The sequence below is a fragment of the Pseudomonas sp. KBN10P06128 genome, from assembly GCF_037574945.1.
GTDB classification, from domain to species: domain Bacteria; phylum Pseudomonadota; class Gammaproteobacteria; order Pseudomonadales; family Pseudomonadaceae; genus Pseudomonas; species Pseudomonas aeruginosa.
Genome location: NZ_JBBELR010000001.1, coordinates 6,532,375 through 6,551,630, shown reverse-complemented (window position 1 = coordinate 6,551,630; position 19,256 = coordinate 6,532,375). Strand labels below are relative to the sequence as shown.

Sequence of the window (19,256 nt, the reverse complement as noted above, 5' to 3'; positions counted from 1 at the left end):
GCACTGCCTGCCGGGCCCCGGAGAAGGAGCGCTACATGAACGATGTATCCGAAGAGGTCGCCGCGACCCCCGGCCAGGAAGCCCGGCAATGGGCGATGTTCTGCCATTTCGCGGCGTTCATCGGCCTGGTGTTTCCCTTCGGCAGCCTGCTCGGGCCGCTGATCGTCTGGCAACTCAAGCGCGAGAGCGATCCGTTCGTCGACGCCCAGGGCAAGGAAGCGCTGAACTTCCAGATCACCGTGGCGCTGGCGATGTTCGTCAGCTTCCTGCTGATGCTGGTGGTGATCGGCTTCTTCCTGCTCGGCCTGGTCTGCCTGGCGGCGCTGGTGTTGACCATCATCGCCGGCATCAAGGCCAACGAAGGCAAGGCCTATCGCTATCCGTTCTGCCTGCGGCTGATCAAGTAGGTCGCACGTGGAATAGAAAAGCCGGCGCATGCGCCGGCTTTTTCGTATCTGACAGGGCTCAGATGCTCAATTGCCAGTCGTAGTCGACGATCAGCGGCGCATGCTGGGAGAAGCGCGGCTGGCGCGGCAGCTTGGCGTTGCGCACGAAGCGGCGCAGGCCGGGGGTCAGCACCTGGTAGTCGAAGCGCCAGCCGAGGTTGAGCATCTCGGCCTGTTCGCTGTCCGGCCACCAGCTGAACTGGTCGCCTTCGCGGCTGACTTCGCGCAGGGCGTCGGCATAGCCGAGGTTGCCGAACACTTCGTCCAGCCAGGCCCGTTCGGGCGCGAGGAAGCCCGGCATCTGCTGGCATTCGCGCCAGTTCTTCACGTCCATCTTCTGATGGGCGACGTACAGCGAGCCGCAATAGATGTATTCGCGGCGCTTGCGACGCTGCTTGCTCAAGTAATGGGTGAAGTCGTCCATGAACTTGAATTTCTGGTTCAAGCTCTCGTCTCCGCTCTGCCCGGAAGGCAGCAGCAGGGTGGCGATACTCACCTTGTCGAAGTCGGCTTGCAGGTAGCGCCCGTAACGATCGGCCGTTTCGAAACCTAAGCCGCTGATCACAGCTTTGGGCTGCAAACGGCTGTAGAGTGCGACACCGCCCTGTTCGGGTAGCTCGGCATCGCAGGCATAAAGGAAGTAGCCGTCCAGTTGGAAGGACGGGTCATCCAGATCGAAGGCGGAGGCTCGGGTGTCCTGCAAGCAGATCACGTCGGCATTCTGTGCTTGCAGCCAACTGAGCAAACCGCGCTCGGCCGCAGCCTGAATACCATTCACGTTCACACTGATGATCCGCATAAATGGCCCCCAAAATCACGTGCGTGTATGATACCCGAGCTCAAACGGTTTAGCTAAATTCATGCGGCTTGGTGTCATTCATGCAGGCGTATCAGCGCGATTTCATTCGTTTCGCCATCGAGCGCGGGGTTCTGCGCTTCGGTGAGTTCACCCTCAAGTCCGGGCGCACCAGCCCCTATTTCTTCAATGCCGGCCTGTTCGACAGCGGCCTGGCTCTGGCCCGCCTGGGACGCTTCTACGCCGAGGCGGTGATCGACAGCGGAATCGACTTCGACGTCCTGTTCGGCCCGGCCTACAAGGGCATTCCCCTGGCCGCCACCACCGCGGTGGCCCTCGCCGAGCAGCACCAGCGCGACCTGCCCTGGTGCTTCAACCGCAAGGAAGCCAAGGACCACGGCGAAGGCGGCACGCTGGTCGGCGCGCCGCTGAGCGGCCGGGTGCTGATCATCGACGACGTGATCACCGCCGGCACCGCGATCCGCGAAGTGATGCAGATCATCGACGCCCAGGGCGCCAGGGCCGCGGGCGTGCTGATCGCGCTGAACCGCCAGGAGCGCGGCAAGGGCGAGCTGTCGGCGATCCAGGAGGTCGAGCGCGACTTCGGCATGCCGGTGGTGAGCATCGTTTCCCTGGAGCAGGTGCTGGAATATCTTGCCGAAGATGCTGAACTGAAGAAGCATCTGCCGGCGGTAGAGGCCTATCGCGCCCAATACGGTATCTGAACCTTTCACAAGGGACTGGCATGGTCGGACAGGATGTAATGCGTTGCCTGATGGCCCTGGGGCTGGTGCTCCAGGGGCTTTCCTTCGGCGCCCAGGCGGCGCCGGGCGGAGCGGTGGAGCTTTACCGCTACGTCAACGACAAGGGCGTGGTGGTGCTCGACCGCCAGGGTGTGCCGCCGCAGTACATCGGCAAGGGCTACCAGGTCCTCAACGACCAGGGCCGGGTGATCCGCACCGTACCGCCGGCGCCGACCGCCGAGGAGCTGCGGCAGCGCAAGGCGGCCCAGGCCCAGGCCAGTTCCGATGCGCAGTTGCTGCGCCTGTATTCCAGCCTCGAGGACGTCGACCGCGCTCGCGAACGGCGCCTGGCGGAACTGGACGGGCTGAGCAGCGTGGCGCGCGGCAACCTGCAGTCGCTCAAGCTGCAACAGGCCAACCTGCAAGGCCAGGCGGCCAACCAGGAGCGTGCCGGACGTCCGGTGGCGCAGGCGCTGGTGGACCAGCTGGACGATCTCAAGCAGGAGGAAAAGCGCCTGCAGGGTGAGATCGGGCGCTTCCAGAAGGCCCGCGAAGAGGCGGAAAGAACCTATGCCGCCGACCGCGCGCGGCTCTCCCAGCTACTCGGCGTGAGTCCCTGACTCCACTGGCGACTGTCGCTCGAACGCCCTGATCTTCTCGCGCAGCCAGTCCGGTACGGGCTGGCTCTGTCGCTCGTTCGCATCCGCATAGACGTAGACCAGCTCGCCGACGGTGAGCAGCTGCTCGTCGCGCCAGATGCCCAGCTCGAAAACCAGGCTGCTGCGCCCCAGCCGCGCCACGCGGGTGCCGATGTCCAGCCAGTCGTCGAAATGCGCCGGGGCGCGGTATTCCAGGGTGCTCTTCACCGCGAACAGGTCGCCTCCGCCGCGCAGCAGGTCGGCCGGGTAGGACATGCCGAGCTGGCGGTAGTACTCGGTGGTGGCGACGTCTAGATAGGTCAGGTAGTTGCCGTTGAAGACGATGCCCTGCGGATCGACCTCCGCCCAGCGAACCCGCAGGGAATGGAAGAAGGTGTAGTTCTGGCGCTGTGCTGCGCTGCTCATGCCGGCTCCTCGACGCTGCTGCAGACATCGACTCTAGACCGCCATCGCGCGGTGCGAAAGGGCTGGCCGCAGAACCCCCCGTCGCTGGCCCGCATTGCCCTCATCCTCGGGGCGTCGCGGCCTTAGTGTTGTTCGACGAGAACGCACGCCGTGCGCAACGAGAGAGGAACACCATGTCGTCCACGCTCCGCCCCGGACCGGACAACTCGCGCCTTTGCCGCCCGGGGTTGCTGCTTGCCCTGGGCCTGATGCTGGTGGCCTGCGGAGAATCCACGGAGCCACCGGCGCGGGCCGCCGATTCCCAGCGTGTCCCTGCGGACCCTGCGTTGGCGCAGGTGTATTCCGCCAGTTGCAAGCTCTGTCACGCCAATCCCGCCTCCGGCGCGCCGCTGACCGGCGATGCCGCTGCCTGGGCGCCACGCCTGGCGCAGGGCATCGACACCCTGCTGGACCACAGCATCAACGGCTACAAGGGCATGCCGCCCATGGGCATGTGCATGCAGTGCTCGGAAGAGCAGTTCCGGGCTTTGATCGATTTCATGTCCGCAGCGCAGGACCGATAGGGGATACCGGCATGCCAAGTCATCTGTCGCGACGCCAGCTCCTGCAACGGGCGGGAGCGCTCGGTGCGTTCGCCGCCATGGTGGGAAACCCCGCGCTGGCGGAGTTGCTCCGCGCACCGCGCCTGATTCCCTGGCGCAACTGGTCCGGCGCGCAAAGCTGCCTGCCCCTGGCGCGGGAGGCACCGAAAGACCTCGACGAACTGGTCCGGGTCATCCGCCAGGCGTCCGGCAGGATCCGCCCGGTGGGCTCCGGCCATTCGTTCAGCGCGTTGGTCCCGACCGACGGCACCCTGCTCTCACTCGCCTACTTCAGCGGCTTGCTCAGCCACGACAGCGCGACCCTCCAGGCCGAGTTCGGCGGCGGTACGCCGATGTCGCAGATGGGCGCTCCGCTCAAGGAGATCGGCCAGGCGCTGGTGAACATGGCCGATATCGATTACCAGACCCTGGCCGGCGCCATCGCTACTTCCACCCATGGCACCGGGGTCGGCTTCGGTTCCTATTCCGCCCAGGTTCGCGGTCTGCAACTGGTCACCGCGAGCGGCGAGGTGCTCGAGTGCGACGCCAAGCGCAACGTGGAGGTGTTCGATGCCGCGCGGGTCTCGCTGGGGGCGCTGGGCGTCGTGACCCGGGTGCGCCTGCAGAACCGCGCGGCCTACCGCCTGCGTGAACGGCAGTGGATCGCCCGGACCGAGGAATTGCTGGAGGACGTGGAGAAGAACACGCGCGAGAACCAGCACTGGGAGATGCTGGTGGTGACCCACTCCGACTACGCCCTGTCGATCGCCCTCAACGAGACCGACGAGCCGAAGACCCCGCCCCTGGACCCGGCGAAGGAAGGCGGCAACGAGTTCGTCGGACTGATCGAAGGTCTCGACAAGTACCTCAGCGACTTCCCGGAGACCCGCCGTACCCTGCTCAACAGCCTGCGCCACTTCGCCCGCTTCGACGAGCGGGTCGACGATTCCTATGCGGTCTACGCCAACGTGCGCAACGTGCGCTTCAACGAGATGGAGTATTCGGTCCCCGCCGAGCATGGTCCCGCCTGCCTGCGGGAGATCCTCGCGCTGATCCGCGACAAGGACCTGCGCACCTGGTTTCCCATCGAGTACCGCTACGTGAAGGCCGACGACATTCCCCTGAGCATGTTCGAGGGCCGCGACAGTTGTTCCATTTCCGTGCATCAGCACTACAGCATGGACCACCACAACTTCTTCGCCGCGGTGGAACCGATCTTCTGGAAATACGCCGGGCGTCCGCACTGGGGCAAGCTGCATGGCCTCAACGCGCACCAGTTGCAGGGGCTCTATCCGCGCTGGAAGGCGTTCGCCGAGGTGCGCCAGGCGCTGGATCCCCGCGGGCGGTTCCTCAATGCGCACCTCTCTTCCATCCTGGGCGTGACCTGAAAGGAGCGACGCCGTGAATCGACGCAAGTTCATGTTCGCCGGCCTCGGGGCCGGCGCGCTGCTGGCGGGAGCTGCCGCCTGGATGCGTCCCGCCGACCGTGGCGGGCCGTACGACGACTATTTCCGCGCGCTGAACCGCGAACTCAAGGCCAATGGCCCGATGTGCCCGGTGCTGCTCATCGACCTCGATCGCCTGGACCACAACATCGATGTGGTGATGCGTTCGGTCCGCCGCGGCGGCAAGCATCTGCGGCTGGTGGAGAAGTCGCTGCCCTCGCCCGGCCTGCTGGCGTACATCGCCAGGCGCGCCGGCACCCGGCGGCTGATGTCCTTCCACCAACCGTTCCTCAACCACGACGCGGTCGCTTTTGCGGATGCCGACATCCTCCTTGGCAAGCCGTTGCCGGTGCGTTCGGCGGAACTGTTCTACCGCGAGCACAAGGGTGCGTTCGACCCGGCGCGGCAGCTGCAATGGCTGATCGATACGCCGCAGCGCTTGCGTCAGTACCTGGCGCTGGCCCAGGGGCTGGGTACCCGGATGCGCGTCAACATCGAACTGGACGTCGGCCTGCATCGCGGCGGGGTGGCCGACCAGGCCGCGCTGGGTGAATTGCTGGCGCTGATCGCGGCGCATCCGCAGCACCTGGAGTTCGCCGGCTTCATGGGCTACGACCCCTTCGTCGGAATGGGTGTGCCGGGCATCCTCGGTTCGCCCGAAGAGCTGTTCGCCAAGGTCATGGCGCTCTACCAGGGACATGTCGACTTCGCCCGCCAGCGCTTCGCCGCGCTGTGGACGCCACAGCTGACCTTGAATACCGCCGGCAGCCCCAGCTATCGCATGCACGAGAAGGAAACGCTGAGCAGCGAGGTCTCGGTGGGCACCGCCATGCTCAAGCCGAGCCACTACGACCTGGCGTCCCTGGCCGAGCATGTGCCGGCCGTCTACATCGCCACGCCGGTACTCAAGAGCACCGGCGCGGTGCAGATCCCGGCGCTGGACGGCAAGTCGCGGCTGTTTTCCTGGTGGGACCCCAACCAGCGCGGCACCTTCTTCATCTACGGCGGCAACTGGATGGCCGACTTCGCCTCGCCCGAGGGACTGCGCAGCAACGGCATCTACGGGCGCAGCTCGAACCAGGAAATGGTCAACGGCTCGCCTTCGGTGGGCCTGGAGGTGGACGACCAGGTCTTCCTGCGGCCGACCCAGAGCGAGTCGGTGCTGCTGCAATTCGGCGACCTGCTGGCGCTGCGCGGCGGGCGGATCGTCGAGCGCTGGCCGGTTTACGCCTAGGACGCCTGGCGCTTTTCCTAGTCGATGGCGGCAGCCCGCGGATACCGGGCTGCCGCTTCGTTCCGATGCCTCAGAGTTCGAACGGAATGGTCAGCTTGGCCCAGAGCATGTCGCCTTCGGGGCGGTTCTCCACGTCGAATTCCTTGGCCCAGCGGATCTCCGCGCTGGCGTACTTGAGGAAGGTCAGGTGCACGGCCGGGCCGATGGCGAAGACCTGGCCGCGTACGCCGTCGTCGACTTCCTCGCCGAAACCGAACACCCGTACGGTCTCGCCGTTCTGTTTGTCGTCGGTGGTCTGCTTGAGGTAGTAGCCGTTCAGGCCGAGGCGCAGGTTGTCGGTCACCCGATAGCTGGCGGAATAGTCGAAATGGAAGATCTGCCCCGAGCGATAGTCGGTGTCGTGGTTTTCCATGTTGAAGCTGTAGGTGGCCTTCAGCGACAGCTCGGTGCGTTCGGTGGGCAGCCAGGTGAAGGAGAACAGCGGCTTGTAGGTGTAGAAGTTGTTGCTGGTGTTGGCCAGCCGCTCGGCATCGTACTTGCCGGTGGGCACGGTGACCTCCACGGCGGCGGCCAGGGTCAGGTCCTTGCCCATGTCCCAGAGGATGATCGGCGCGAAGGTGGTGTCACCCATGCTTTCCCGTTCGTCGCTCAGGCCGAACGCGGCCACCCGTTGGCGGATATAGGGCTGGGCGATGTAGCCGCCCAGGCGCCCGCCGAAGATCCGCAGCGGGCTCAGGTAGTCCAGGCGAGGGATGATCGCATCCGAGCTGATCTTCACGTCGGACACCTTGCCGCCGAAGGAGCTGATGTTCAGCTTCCTGGCTTCGTAGTGGTTGTAGTAGACGTTGAAGGCGAACATGTGGTCGGGGAGGTTGTCGACGTCCAGTGGCAGGGTGAAGAAACCGTCGGTTCCTGGACCTATGTTGTCCACGCCGCCTTCGCTGGCATGGGTGCAGCAGCTGAAGGCGAGGGTGACGCAGGCGGCCAGGCGCAGGGGCCTGCGGGGGTGGGTCGGATTCATGGGCGGGCTCTTATTATTGTTTGGCGTGGCTCGGGGTACGGCATAGGAATAAGCCCTATCGACAGGCCGAGGCAGGGCATTGACGGTCAGCGAGGGGGGGATTTGCGGACACCGTGCAATGCTTTGTTACATCTGTGCGGAACGCTATATGATGGGACGCTCATCCCATGTCGCGATCCACCGCCAGAACAAGAACGAAGCCGAGACCGGCTCAGGATTTCGCCCATGCACAACAATGCCGCCGATGCGCGCTACGAACTCGCCCAGGTATCCACCTTCCTGCTGCAGACGCTGGCCGAGGTGGTCGAAGGCCATGGTGTCGATCCCGCGCGGCTGTGCCGGGGCCTGGGCTTCACCGTCGAAGACCTGCAGGACCCTACCCAGCGCATCTCCTACCGCCAGGCCGTGAGCATGATCCAGCGTGCCCTCCAGGCCCTGCCGGAGCGGGGACTGGGGCTGTGGGTCGGACACCAGAACGTGCTCGGCACCCTTGGCCTGCTGGGCCATGTGCTGTCGCTGTGCCGGACCCTGCGCGACGCGTTCGACATCGGCGTGCGCTACCAGCACAGCTCGGGCGGGATCGTCACCTCCAGCGTCTACCAGCAGGGCGAAACCTTCTTCGTCGAGGTCGAATGCCACCTGCCCAGCAGTGAGGTGCAGGTGTTTGCCATCGAGGAGTTCTTCGCCAGCCTGCTGGTGTATGGGCGTGCCCTGGTCAGCCCGGCGTTCGAACCGCTGGGCATCGAACTCATCCATGCCGCTCCGCCCTACGCGGGCGAGTACCTGCGCCTGCTGGGCCCCCAGGTACGCTTCGGCTGCCTGCACAACCGCATGGCGATCGCCAGCCACTGGCTGGACATGCGCCTGCCCAACCACAACCTGCCGGCGTTGCGCCAGGCGCTGGCCCTGCTGGAGCAGGAAAGCACCCAGGTGCACCGGAAACTCGACCTGGTCCAGGCGGTGGAACGGGCCATCGCCCGCGACCTCAGCCTGGGCAGCCAGATCGAAAGGATTTCCGCCGAACTGAACATGAGCAGCCGCACCCTGCGGCGCCGGCTGGCCGAACACGGGCTGACCTTCGAGGCGTTGCTGGAGCAGGTGCGACGAGGGCGGGCGATGAGCCTGCTGGGCAACCCCGGGATGTCCATCGAACGTATCACCGAGGAAGTGGGATACCGTGACATCCGCAGTTTCAGGCGCGCTTTCAAGCGTTGGACGGGAGTGAGCCCGGCGACCTTCCGCAGCGAGGGCGCGAGCCCGCTGGAGCAGGCCTTCGCGCTGGCCGCGCGACGCTAAGGGAGAACCGCCATGGCGCGCCGGAGCGCGCCATGGCCGGACGATCAGTGACGCTTGCGGTTGCTGATCAGGGTGCCGACGCCGCTGTCGGTGAAGATTTCCAGCAGCACGGCATTCGGCACCCGGCCATCGATGATGTGCGCGCTGGTCACGCCGCCCTGTACCGCTTCCAGGGCGCAGCGGATCTTCGGCAGCATGCCGCCGTAGATGGTGCCGTCGGCGATCAGCTCGTTGACCTGTTCGGTGGACAGCCCAGTCAGCACCTGGCCCTGCTTGTCCATCAGGCCGGCGATGTTGGTCAGCAGCATCAGTTTCTCGGCCTTCAGCGCTTCCGCCACCTTGCCGGCCACCAGGTCGGCGTTGATGTTGTAGGACTCGCCGTTGCTGCCCACGCCGATCGGCGCGATCACCGGAATGAAGTCGCCCTTGACCAGCATGTTCAGCAGCCCGACGTTGACCCCGGTGACTTCGCCCACATGGCCGATGTCGATGATCTCCGGCTTGGTCATCTCCGGGGTCTGGCGGGTCACGGTGAGCTTCTTCGCACGGATCAGCTCGGCGTCCTTGCCGGTCAGGCCGATGGCGCTGCCGCCGTGGCGGTTGATCAGGTTGACGATGTCCTTGTTCACCTGGCCGCCGAGGACCATCTCCACCACGTCCATGGTCGCCGCATCGGTGACGCGCATGCCGTCGATGAAGTGGCTCTCGATCGACAGGCGCTTGAGCAGGTCGCCGATCTGCGGGCCGCCGCCATGCACCACCACCGGGTTGATGCCGACCGCTTTCATCAGCACCACGTCGCGGGCGAAGCCGGCCTTCAGCTCCTCGCTCTCCATGGCGTTGCCGCCGTACTTGATCACCAGCGTCTTGCCGACGAAGCGGCGGATGTAGGGCAGGGCCTCGGAAAGGACCTTGGCAACCTGGGCGGCGTCATCGCGACTCAGGGTCATGGGGAGCTCCGACATGTCAGAAGGGCACGGGCAGCGAGGAATCCACTGCCTTCAGTTGGTTACGGAAGACGGTCTTGATGCGCTCCAGCTCTTCCTCGGTGTCCGCTTCGAAGCGCAGGACCAGCACGGGAGTGGTGTTGGAGGCGCGTACCAGGCCCCAGCCTTTGGGGTAGTCGACCCGCACGCCGTCGAGGGTGGTGATGTTGCCTTCGCCCCATTGGGCGTCGCGTTGCAGCGCCTCGATGATGGCGAACTTGCTGTCCTCGGTGACGGTGATGTTGATTTCCGGGGTGGAAATGTCGCTCGGGAAGGCCGAGAACACGTGCTCGCTGTCACGCTGATCCTGGCTGAGGATTTCCAGCAGGCGGGCGGCGCTGTAGATGCCATCGTCGAAGCCGAACCAGCGCTCCTTGAAGAACACGTGGCCGCTCATCTCGCCAGCCAGCAGGGCGCCGGTTTCCTTCATCTTCTTCTTGATCAGCGAGTGGCCGGTCTTCCACATCACCGGACGGCCGCCGTAGCCGCTGATCAGGGCGATCAGACGGCGGGTGCACTTGACGTCGAAGATGATGTCGGCCCCCGGGTTGCGCGAGACCACGTCCTTGGCGAACAGCATCAGCAGACGGTCCGGATAGATGATGGTACCGGTATTGGTGACCACGCCGACGCGATCGCCGTCGCCGTCGAAGGCCAGGCCCAGGTCGGCGTTCTCGGCCTTGACCTTGGCGATCAGGTCCTTCAGGTTCTCCGGCTTGCCCGGGTCCGGATGGTGGTTCGGGAAGTTGCCGTCGACCTCGCAGTACAGCGGGATCACGCTGCAGCCCAGGGCCTCGATCAACTGCGGGGCGATCACCCCGGCCACGCCGTTGCCGCAGTCGACCACCACCTTCATCGGCTTGGCCATGGCGATGTCGTCGCGGATCTGCTTGAAGTAGCGCGGCAGGATGTCGACCTGCTCTACGCTGCCGACGCCGGATGCCAGGTCGTTTTTCTCGATGCGCTCGCGCAGGGCCTGGATCTGCTCGTTGGCCAGGGTCTCGCCGGCGACCACGATCTTGAAGCCGTTGTAGTCCGGCGGGTTGTGGCTGCCGGTCAGCATCACCCCGGACTTGCCCTCGAGCACGTTGGCCGCGTAGTACAGCACCGGGGTAGGCACCATGCCCACGTCGCTGACCTGGCAACCGCAGTCCACCAGGCCCTGGATCAGCTGCTTGACCAGCTCGGGACCGGACAGGCGGCCATCGCGGCCGACAGCGACGCACGGTTCGCCGCGGGCGAGGCTTTCCGAGCCGATGGCGCGACCGATCCAGTAGGCGGTCTCGGCGGTGAGGGTATCGCCTACCACGCCACGGATGTCGTAGGCGCGGAAGATGCTGGCGGGCAGCGTCGGTGCTTTTGCAGTGCTCATGATGGGGGTTTGCTCCAATCCCAGGAGGTCCTGGTCTTCATCGAGAATGTCGATATCCAGAATGTCGGTGTTCTGGAACAACGGATCTGCCAATGCCGGCTCCTCGCGAGGAGGCGCTTTCGCCACCGCCACCGGCGCCACCGGCGCTGCCTTGGCAGGGCTGGGCACGCTGGTCGGCTCCGGCTTGCGCCGCGGCTGGCGGGCCAATGCCTGGATCAGCGGGGCGAAGCCCGGCAGGCTAGGCACAGGGGGTTTGGCAGTGCGTTGCCCGCCGAGTTCCTGAAGATACTGACCGAGGGTCAGGACATCCTGATGCAGGCGGCGCAACAGCGACGAACGGGTGAGGTAGGTGCCGAGGATGCCGCCGAGCAGCGCCAGCAGCGCCGCGAGTGCCAGCAGCAGCGGCGAGGCCTGGGTCGAAGCGACGCTGCCGGGCGTGTAGTTCAGTTTCCAGTTCGGATTGCCGCTGTCCAGCGCTTGCGCACCCTTGCCCGGCGCCGGCGTACCGCGTTGCAGCAGCACCTGGGCCGGTGCGCCGGAGAACTGCTGGACCAGTTGTACCTGGCCGGCATCGCCCGGCAAGGGCGGCAGGGCGCGCAGCAGCCGTTGCAGGTCGACCGCCAGCAGCAGCGTGCCTTGCAGGCTCTGGTCGGCGCCGCGCACCGGCGCGGCGCTGTACAGCAACCAGCGCTGGCCGACCTTGTAGGCTTCGGCGGCGACGTTCTGGCCACTTTCCACCCGGTGCAGGATATCCAGGGCGGCGAAGCTGACCGGGCCGGGGCTGTCGTTGTCCTGGGCGGCCTGGCCGGGCGCGTTCAGGTGGGCATCGACCACGCCGTCCCAGGCCAGCAGGCTGCGCTGGGCGGCCTCGATGCGGGTGGCGTCGCCGCTTTGCAGGGCTTCGAGGGCGAGGGGGCTGGCCGCGGCGGCGCGGGTGTCGGCGGCGAGTTGCTGCAAGGCCTGGCGCAAGGCGCCGGCCTGGCCTTCGGCCCAGGCCGCGTCCAACTGGCGCTGCTGCGCCTCACCGGCGCCGCCGAAGACGCCGAACCAGAGCAGGGCGCCGGCGGCCGCCACGCCCAGCAGGCTGGCGCCTATGCCGGGCAGCAGGTCCTTGCCGTCAGCGCGTTCGGACGCTGCCTTGCGCGGCTTCTTTTCCGGTTCGAGCAGGTCGCCCAACTCGTTCCCATCCTTGGCGGTGCGCTGGAAAAGCTTCATGCCGCGTCTCCTCGGCGTCTCGTCCTGTGTTCGGGGTCAGTGGCTGCCGGAATGGCCGAAGCCGCCGGCGCCGCGCTGGCTTTCGTCGAACTGCTCGACCAGCTCGAAATGCGCCTGCACCACCGGCACCAGTACCAACTGCGCGATGCGCTCGCCGACGGCGATGGTGAACGGCGACTCGCCGCGGTTCCAGCAGGACACCATCAGCTCGCCCTGGTAGTCCGAGTCGATCAGGCCGACCAGGTTGCCCAGCACGATGCCGTGCTTGTGGCCCAGACCGGAGCGCGGCAGGACCAGGGCGGCGAGGCCGGGATCGGCGATGTAGATGGACAGGCCGGTGGGAATCAGCAGGGTCTGGCCCGGGCCGAGGACGGTGTCTTCCTTGAGCATGGCGCGCAGGTCGAGGCCGGCCGAGCCCGGCGTGGCGTACTGCGGGAGCGGGAAGTCGGAGCCCAGGCGGGGGTCGAGGATCTTGGCTTGGAGAGAGTGCATCAGTAACTCATTGCTGGTTGAGGCGGTCGGCGATGAAGGCGATCAGCTGGCGAGCGATCTTGCCCTTGCTGGTCTGGGCGAAGGTGCTCGGATGCAGGTCGCGGTCGATCACCGTGATCGCGTTCTCGTCGCTGTTGAAGCCGATCGAGGGGTTGGCCACGTCGTTGGCGACGATCAGGTCGAGGTTCTTGTCCTTCAGCTTGCGTGCAGCATAGTCCAGCAGGTTTTCGGTTTCTGCGGCGAAGCCCACGCTGAAGGGACGATCCTCGCGCTGTGCGAGGGTGGCGAGAATGTCGGGATTGCGCACCAGCTGCAAGAGCAAGCCCTCGCCGCTGGTAGGGTCTTTCTTCAGTTTGTGCGCGGCGACCACTTCCGGGCGGTAGTCGGCGACCGCCGCGGAGGCGATCAGCAGGTCGCAGGGCATTGCCGCCTCGCAGGCGGCCAGCATGTCGCGGGCGCTGACCACGTCGACGCGCTGCACCCGGTCGGGCGTCGGCAGGTGCACCGGGCCGGTGACCAGGGTCACCCGTGCGCCGGCTTCCACCGCCGCCTCGGCGAGGGCGAAGCCCATCTTTCCGGAACTGTGGTTGGTGATGTAGCGCACCGGATCGATGTTTTCCTGGGTCGGGCCGGCGGTGATCAGCACATGCACGCCGGTCAGCGCCTGGCGCTGGAAGCAGTCGGCGGTGCGCTGCGCCAGTTCCTCGGCTTCGAGCATGCGCCCGAGGCCGACGTCGCCGCAGGCCTGGCTGCCCGCTGCCGGACCGAACAGGTGGAAGCCGCGCTGGCGCAGCAGCTCGGCGTTGGCCTGGGTGGCGGTGTCGCGCCACATGGCCTGGTTCATCGCCGGTGCCAGGGCGATTTGCGCGTCGGTGGCCAGCACCAGGGTGGTCAGCAGGTCGTTGGCCACGCCCTGGACCAGGCGCGCCATGAGGTCGGCGGTGGCCGGTGCGATCAGCACCAGATCGGCCCAGCGGGCTAGTTCGATGTGGCCCATCGCGGCTTCCGCCGCCGGGTCCAGCAGATCGGTGTGCACCGGATGGCCGGACAACGCCTGGAGGGTCAGGGGCGTGATGAACTCGCGGCCGCCCTGGGTCATCACCACTCGGACTTCAGCGCCCTGGTCGCGCAGGCGGCGGACCAGTTCGGCGCTCTTGTAGGCGGCAATGCCGCCGCCCACGCCGAGGACGATGCGTTTCCGATAGAGCCGCTGCATAGGCTTGCCTTAATAAGGAAATGGATGACATGCGCTTCGGCAAACGCGCCTCCCCAGGTCGTCTGCCGCGCAAAAAGGATGGGCTAAGATAGCACAGCGTCCGCACGGGAACAGCGGGCGGGCTCGATGGGGAAAGCGAATGAGCATCCGCGATTGGCCCGAAGCCGAACGGCCTCGGGAGAAGCTTCTGGAGCAGGGCGCGGCGGCCCTTTCCGATGCCGAGCTGTTGGCGATCTTCCTGCGCACGGGAGTGACCGGTTGCAGTGCGGTCGAGCTGTCGCGGCGGCTGTTGAGCGAGTTCGGCGGGCTGCGTGCCCTGCTCGAGGCGGACCTCGCCTCGTTCTGCGGCCATCTCGGGCTCGGCGTGGCCAAGTATGCGCAATTGCAGGCCGTGCTGGAGATGGGCCGGCGCCACCTGGCCGAGCGCCTGCGTCGCGATTCGATACTGGAGAGCCCGCAGGCGGTGCGCGACTATCTCAAGGCGCGCCTGCGCCACGAGCAGCACGAGGTGTTCGCCTGCCTGTTCCTCGACACGAGGCACCGGGTCCTGGCGTTCGAGGTGCTGTTCCAGGGCAGCATCGATGGCGCCAGCGTCTACCCGCGCCAGGTGGTCAAGCGCACCCTGGCGCACAACGCGGCGGCGCTGATCCTGACCCATAACCACCCTTCCGGCGACGCCCGTCCGAGTCTCGCCGACCGCCAGCTCACTGCGCGCCTCAAGGAAGCCCTGGCGCTCATCGACGTGCGGGTGCTCGACCACTTCATCATCGGCGACGGCGAGCCGCTGTCGCTGGCCGAATACGGTTGGCTGTGAGCGTTCGACGAAGGGCTCAGCCCAGGCGCCGCTCGATGCCCGCCAGCAGGCGCCGGCGGATCAGTCCGCTGACCGGGCGGATCGCCAACCAGTAGGGGGTGAAGCGCAGGCGGCTGGCGCGATCGGGGCAGAACACCCGGGTTTCCGTGTGCAGCAGGGTAGCGCCGGCGCGTCGATCAGCCGCTGATGGCGCTCGCTGAACTGCCAATGCGGCAGGTAGAGACGGTCGAGATCCATCGCTGGGTTCTCCCGGGCGTGGCCTTCAGCGTTTCACGGCGACCCGCGAGAAATCCTGGCGACCGAACGGATTGACCTGGTAGCCCTGCACCTCCTGGCGGGTCAGGGCGAAGGCGGTCGGGTGGGCCAGGGGCAGCCAGAGCGCCTGTTCGTGGATCAGTTTCTGCGCCTGGTGGTACAGGCCGGTGCGTTGTTCCTGGCTGCTGGCGGCCTTGCCGTCGGCAATCAGCTTGTCCAGGCCGGGGTCGCAATAGCGCGCGAAGTTGAGCCCCGACTTGACGCTGGCGCAGCTGAATTGCGGAGTGAGGAAGTTGTCCGGATCGCCGTTGTCGCCGGCCCAACCCATGAACAGCAGGTCGTGTTCGCCGTTCTTGGCGCGACGGATCAACTCGCCCCATTCGATGACGCGGATGTTGGCCTTGATCCCGGCCTCCGCCAGGTCGGCCTGGAGCAGTTGGGCGCCGAGGCTCGGGTTGGGGTTGAGCAGGCTGCCGGACGGGCGGGTCCAGATGTTCAGCTCGGGAAGCTGCTTGCCAGCCAGCAGCTTGCGCGCCTGTTCGGGGTCGTGCGGGTAGGCGGGAATATCCCTGGCATAGCTCCAGGTGTTTGGCGGATAGATGCCGGTGGCGGCACTGGCGCTGCCTTCGAATACCGCCTGCAGGTAGCTGGTGCGGTCGAAGGCCAGGTTGATCGCCTGGCGCACCTTGGGATCGTCCAGCGGCGGATGCTGGGTATTGAGGGCGACGAAGGCGGTCATGAAGGCCGGCGTCTGCTCGACCTTCAGGCTGGCGTCCTTGCGCGCGCTCTCCACGTCCAGCGGCTTCGGCGACAGGGCGATCTGGCATTCGCCGCGGCGCAACTTCTGCAGGCGCACGTTGGCGTCCGGGGTAATGGCGAAGATCAGCGCGTCGACCGCCGGCTTGCCGGCGAAGTACTCGGGGTTGGCGGCGTAGCGCACCACCGCGTCCTTCTGGAAGCGCTTGAACACGAACGGCCCGCTGCCGATCGGCGCGGTGTTGAGCTTTTCCGGGGTTCCGGCCTTCATCAACTGGTCGGCGTACTCCGCCGAATAGATGGAGGCGAAGCCCATGCTCAGCATCGGCAGGAAGGTCGCGTCGGGGTGGTCGAGAACGATCAGCACCTGGTGGTCGCCGCTTTTCTCCACCCGCTTGATCAGCTCCGGCAGTTGCATCGACTGGGCGTGCGGGAAGCCGTTCTGCGCCACCTTGTGCCAGGGATTGGCCGGATCGAGCATGCGCTGGAAGCTGAACACCACGTCGTCGGCGTCGAGCGTACGGCTCGGCTTGAAGTAGGCGGTGCTGTGGAAGTGCACGCCCTGGCGCAGGTCGAAGCGATAGCTCAGGCCGTCGTCGGACACCGACCAGCGCTCGGCCAGCGAGGGCACCACCGTCCCCTTGCCGGCGTCGAACTCGACCAGGCGATTCATCAGCACATCGGCCGAGGCGTTGGTGGTGGTCAGCGAGTTGTACTGGACCACGTCGAAGCCCTCGGGGCTGGCCTCGGTACACACACTCAAGGTGGCAGCGGCGGCGGGCTGGGCGAGCAGCAGAGGGGCGAGGAACAGGGAGAAAGCGGCGAGGCGCATGACGGGCTCCATTCGAACGGTTAACATGCCCATCCGCAGCGGTTGGGCGCAGTCATGCAAGGCCGTTGGCGACCTTGAATCGCTACCCTAGACCATGCGGCGGGCAGCGACAACGAGGCAAGGCGACGAACGGCCACGGTGCGAAGCCCGCAGCGAGGCGGGCCGCGGCTGCGCCATGGGCCTTCGCCCTTGCGGCGCGGGGCGCCTTTCTGATATAAAGCTGCGCTCTTTTCTGGGGCCACGCTCTCCTTCGTCGGGATGCAGCGGGTAAGACCCCGGTGAAACTGAGTATCGAACTTGAGTTAAAGCAGCCAACCCATGCCGGGTTGGGCATGAGGTTATAGAGGGCTGAGGCATGTCTAGAGTCTGTCAAGTAACCGGTAAGGGTCCGGTTACCGGGAATAACATTTCCCACGCACACAACAAAACCCGCCGCCGTTTCCTGCCGAACCTGCAGCACCACCGTTTCTGGGTCGAGTCCGAGAAGCGCTTCGTACGTCTGCGCGTTTCCGCCAAGGGCATGCGTATCATCGACAAGCGTGGCATCGAGGCCGTCCTGGCTGACCTGCGTGCCCGCGGCGAAAAATTCTAAGGAGCTGAATCATGCGTGAATTGATTCGTCTGGTGTCCAGCGCCGGTACCGGCCACTTCTACACCACCGACAAGAACAAGCGTACCAAGCCTGAGAAGATCGAGATCAAGAAGTACGATCCGGTCGTTCGTCAGCACGTGATCTACAAGGAAGCCAAGATCAAGTAATTGATCCGGCACCTTGCGAAAAGCCCGCCATCCGGCGGGCTTTTTCATTTCCGGCGTACGAACTCCCGGGCTGGCGCACAAAAAAGCCCGCCAGGTGGCGGGCAAGGGTAACAAGCATTCGGGATGAAGCCGGGGCTCAGGCCTTGGCTTCGAAGATCACATAGACCTTGCGACAGGCTTCGAGCACTTCCCAGGTGCCCTGGAAGCCGGCGGGGATCACGAAGCGGTCGCCGGCGCGCACGGTCTTGGCGTTGCCGTGCCGGTCGCGCAGCACCGAGACGCCCTGGATGATCTCGCAGTACTCGTGTTCGGTGTAGTTCACCGTCCACTGGCCCACGGCGCCTTCCCAGATACCGGCGTTGAACTGCCCGCAGGGGCTGCCGTAGTGGTTGCGCACGCTCTGTTTCGGGTCGCCCTTGAGGATTTTCTCCGGCGCCGGGCTGTAGTGTTCCGGAGCGCTGTTGGCCTGGGCGAAGTCGACGATCTGTTCGATGTTCATGCTGACTCTCGGTTCTTGTGGTTCTGGCCAGTTGGAGGCAGGGCGGCGCCAGCCGCCCGCCTGGATCAGACGCTGGCGCGGATGGCCTGGGCCAGGCGCTCGACGATCTGGTCGATGTGGGGCTTGTCGATGATCAGCGGCGGCGACATGGCGATGATGTCGCCGGTCACCCGGACCATCAGGTCGTGCTCCCAGAAGCAGCGCTCGAAGACGTCGTAGCCGCGCTTGCCGGGGCCGTCCGCGTGCGGCGCCAGTTGCACGCCGCCGACCAGGCCGACGGCGCGGATGTCGACCACGTTGGGCAGGTCGCGCAGGCTGAACAGCGCGTCCTGCCAGTAGCCTTCCAGTTCGACGGCCCGCTGGAACAGGTCGTCGCGACGGTAGATGTCCAGGGTCGCCAGGGCGGCGGCGCAGGCTACCGGATGGCCGGAATAGGTATAGCCGTGGAAGAACTCGATGGCGCCCTGCGGGCCTTGCATGAAGGCGGCGTGGATCTTCTCGTCGACGAATACGGCGCCCATCGGGATGCTGCCGTTGGTCAGCCCCTTGGCGCAGGTCAGCAGGTCCGGGACGACGCCCCAGCGCTGCGCGGCGAAGGCTTCGCCGACGCGGCCGAAACCGGTGATCACTTCGTCGAAGATCAGCAGGATGCCATGCTTGCGGGTGATCTCGCGCAGCCGCTGAAGGTAGCCCTTGGGCGGCAGCACCACGCCGGCCGAGCCGGACATCGGCTCGACGATCACCGCGGCGATATTCTCGGCGCCGTGCAGGGTCACCAGGCGTTCCAGCTCCTCGGCCTTTTCCGCGCCATGCTCGGGCAGGCCGACAGTGAAGGCGTTGCGGGCGACGTCCAGGGTGTGCGGCAGGTGGTCGACCCCCGGCAGCAGGTTGGCGGAGAAGGCCTTGCGGTTGTTGACCATGCCGCCTACCGACAGGCCGCCGAAGCCGACCCCGTGGTAGCCCAGTTCGCGGCCGATCAGGCGGGTGCGGGTGCCCTGGCCGATGGCGCGCTGGTAGGCAAGGGCGATCTTCAGCGCGGTGTCCGCCGATTCCGAGCCGGAGTTGGTGAAGAACACTTTGTTCAGGCCCGGCGGGGCGATTTCCGCCAGCCGCGCGGCGAGTTCGAACGGCAGCGGGTGACCCATCTGGAACGGCGGGGCGTAGTCGAGGGTGGCGATCTGCCGGGCCACCGCTTCGCTGATCTCGCGCCGGCCGTGGCCGGCATTGCAGCACCAGAGGCCGGCGGTGCCGTCGAGGATGCGGCGCCCGCCCTGGGCGATATAGTGGATACCTTCGGCGCTTTCCAGCAGGCGCGGCCGCGCCTTGAACTGGCGGTTGGCGGTGAAGGGCATCCAGAAGTTGTCGAGGCTGCTCGACTGCGGCTCGTTATTCATTGTCATAGGGCCACCCAGGTTGCACGCGAGGGATGAAGAC

General features: G+C 66.1%; 20 protein-coding genes. 10 read left to right on the top strand and 10 right to left on the bottom strand.

Annotated elements, in window-relative coordinates; all coding sequences use genetic code 11:
• The first annotated feature begins 35 nt into the window (after nt 1-35).
• A complete protein-coding gene (locus VQ065_RS30545; protein WP_003096590.1) occupies nt 36-407 on the top strand; it encodes a DUF4870 domain-containing protein in 372 nt (123 codons plus the stop codon).
• A gap of 58 nt (nt 408-465) precedes the next feature.
• On the opposite strand, the gene VQ065_RS30540 is transcribed toward VQ065_RS30545, so the two are convergent.
• On the bottom strand, nt 466-1,245 hold the full coding sequence (locus VQ065_RS30540; protein ID WP_003098313.1) for an exodeoxyribonuclease III: 780 nt from the start codon (nt 1,243-1,245) through the stop codon (nt 466-468).
• An 80-nt stretch (nt 1,246-1,325) separates the two neighbouring features.
• Between VQ065_RS30540 and pyrE the strand changes: the two genes are divergently transcribed.
• A complete protein-coding gene (pyrE, locus tag VQ065_RS30535) occupies nt 1,326-1,967 on the top strand; it encodes an orotate phosphoribosyltransferase (protein WP_003096586.1) in 642 nt (213 codons plus the stop codon).
• Between the two features lie 20 nt (nt 1,968-1,987).
• The gene (locus tag VQ065_RS30530; protein WP_003136264.1) at nt 1,988-2,605 is read left to right on the top strand and encodes a hypothetical protein; all 618 of its coding nucleotides are present in this window, start codon (nt 1,988-1,990) and stop codon (nt 2,603-2,605) included.
• On the opposite strand, the gene VQ065_RS30525 is transcribed toward VQ065_RS30530, so the two are convergent.
• Nucleotides 2,585-3,049: an acyl-CoA thioesterase gene (locus VQ065_RS30525; RefSeq protein WP_003096582.1), complete on the bottom strand. Its 465-nt coding sequence runs from the start codon at nt 3,047-3,049 to the stop codon at nt 2,585-2,587. The two genes, VQ065_RS30530 and VQ065_RS30525, sit on opposite strands and share 21 nt — an antisense overlap.
• A gap of 173 nt (nt 3,050-3,222) precedes the next feature.
• Here VQ065_RS30525 and VQ065_RS30520 point away from each other — a divergent pair, with 173 nt between their 5' ends.
• The 3 genes from VQ065_RS30520 to VQ065_RS30510 all read left to right on the top strand — a co-directional run bounded on the left by VQ065_RS30520 (nt 3,223) and on the right by VQ065_RS30510 (nt 6,309).
• Nucleotides 3,223-3,612, top strand: a complete 390-nt coding sequence (locus tag VQ065_RS30520) for a c-type cytochrome (RefSeq protein WP_003142009.1) — start codon at nt 3,223-3,225, stop codon at nt 3,610-3,612.
• Between the two features lie 77 nt (nt 3,613-3,689).
• Nucleotides 3,690-5,018 carry a D-arabinono-1,4-lactone oxidase gene (locus tag VQ065_RS30515; protein ID WP_003142007.1) on the top strand — a complete coding sequence of 443 codons (1,329 nt, stop codon included), beginning with the start codon at nt 3,690-3,692 and terminating at the stop codon, nt 5,016-5,018.
• An 82-nt stretch (nt 5,019-5,100) separates the two neighbouring features.
• Nucleotides 5,101-6,309 (top strand): DSD1 family PLP-dependent enzyme, encoded by a 1,209-nt coding sequence (locus tag VQ065_RS30510; RefSeq protein WP_003125846.1) that lies wholly within the window; start codon nt 5,101-5,103, stop codon nt 6,307-6,309.
• Between the two features lie 70 nt (nt 6,310-6,379).
• Here the strand turns inward: VQ065_RS30510 and VQ065_RS30505 are convergent, their stop codons facing one another.
• Complete coding sequence (locus VQ065_RS30505; protein WP_003096575.1) at nt 6,380-7,330, bottom strand: SphA family protein; 951 nt, start codon at nt 7,328-7,330, stop codon at nt 6,380-6,382.
• Between the two features lie 225 nt (nt 7,331-7,555).
• On the opposite strand from VQ065_RS30505, the gene sphR reads away from it, so the two are divergent.
• Nucleotides 7,556-8,626 carry an AraC family transcriptional regulator SphR gene (sphR, locus tag VQ065_RS30500; protein ID WP_003096573.1) on the top strand — a complete coding sequence of 357 codons (1,071 nt, stop codon included), beginning with the start codon at nt 7,556-7,558 and terminating at the stop codon, nt 8,624-8,626.
• A gap of 44 nt (nt 8,627-8,670) precedes the next feature.
• Here the strand turns inward: sphR and argB are convergent, their stop codons facing one another.
• Genes argB through coaBC form a run of 4 tightly spaced genes read right to left on the bottom strand, consistent with a single transcriptional unit; the run spans nt 8,671 to nt 13,907 of the window.
• A complete protein-coding gene (gene argB, locus VQ065_RS30495; RefSeq protein WP_003096572.1) occupies nt 8,671-9,576 on the bottom strand; it encodes an acetylglutamate kinase in 906 nt (301 codons plus the stop codon).
• A 16-nt stretch (nt 9,577-9,592) separates the two neighbouring features.
• Nucleotides 9,593-12,199 (bottom strand): phosphomannomutase/phosphoglucomutase, encoded by a 2,607-nt coding sequence (locus VQ065_RS30490; protein ID WP_003114359.1) that lies wholly within the window; start codon nt 12,197-12,199, stop codon nt 9,593-9,595.
• Between the two features lie 36 nt (nt 12,200-12,235).
• A complete protein-coding gene (gene dut, locus VQ065_RS30485) occupies nt 12,236-12,691 on the bottom strand; it encodes a dUTP diphosphatase (protein ID WP_003096567.1) in 456 nt (151 codons plus the stop codon).
• Nucleotides 12,692-12,698: 7 nt separating this feature from the next.
• A complete protein-coding gene (gene coaBC / locus VQ065_RS30480) occupies nt 12,699-13,907 on the bottom strand; it encodes a bifunctional phosphopantothenoylcysteine decarboxylase/phosphopantothenate--cysteine ligase CoaBC (RefSeq protein ID WP_003096565.1) in 1,209 nt (402 codons plus the stop codon).
• A 139-nt stretch (nt 13,908-14,046) separates the two neighbouring features.
• Between coaBC and radC the strand changes: the two genes are divergently transcribed.
• On the top strand, nt 14,047-14,721 hold the full coding sequence (gene radC, locus VQ065_RS30475; RefSeq protein WP_003096559.1) for a RadC family protein: 675 nt from the start codon (nt 14,047-14,049) through the stop codon (nt 14,719-14,721).
• 262 nt (nt 14,722-14,983) lie between these two features.
• Here radC and VQ065_RS30470 read toward each other — a convergent pair whose 3' ends face one another.
• Nucleotides 14,984-16,564: an ABC transporter substrate-binding protein gene (locus VQ065_RS30470; RefSeq protein ID WP_003096557.1), complete on the bottom strand. Its 1,581-nt coding sequence runs from the start codon at nt 16,562-16,564 to the stop codon at nt 14,984-14,986.
• 355 nt (nt 16,565-16,919) lie between these two features.
• Between VQ065_RS30470 and rpmB the strand changes: the two genes are divergently transcribed.
• Nucleotides 16,920-17,156 carry a 50S ribosomal protein L28 gene (gene rpmB, locus VQ065_RS30465; protein ID WP_003096556.1) on the top strand — a complete coding sequence of 79 codons (237 nt, stop codon included), beginning with the start codon at nt 16,920-16,922 and terminating at the stop codon, nt 17,154-17,156.
• An 11-nt stretch (nt 17,157-17,167) separates the two neighbouring features.
• Nucleotides 17,168-17,323 carry a 50S ribosomal protein L33 gene (gene rpmG / locus VQ065_RS30460; RefSeq protein WP_003096555.1) on the top strand — a complete coding sequence of 52 codons (156 nt, stop codon included), beginning with the start codon at nt 17,168-17,170 and terminating at the stop codon, nt 17,321-17,323.
• A 136-nt stretch (nt 17,324-17,459) separates the two neighbouring features.
• On the opposite strand, the gene VQ065_RS30455 is transcribed toward rpmG, so the two are convergent.
• On the bottom strand, nt 17,460-17,822 hold the full coding sequence (locus VQ065_RS30455; RefSeq protein WP_003096551.1) for a cupin domain-containing protein: 363 nt from the start codon (nt 17,820-17,822) through the stop codon (nt 17,460-17,462).
• Between the two features lie 65 nt (nt 17,823-17,887).
• Complete coding sequence (locus VQ065_RS30450) at nt 17,888-19,222, bottom strand: aspartate aminotransferase family protein (protein ID WP_003096546.1); 1,335 nt, start codon at nt 19,220-19,222, stop codon at nt 17,888-17,890.
• Nucleotides 19,223-19,256: the final 34 nt, after the last annotated feature.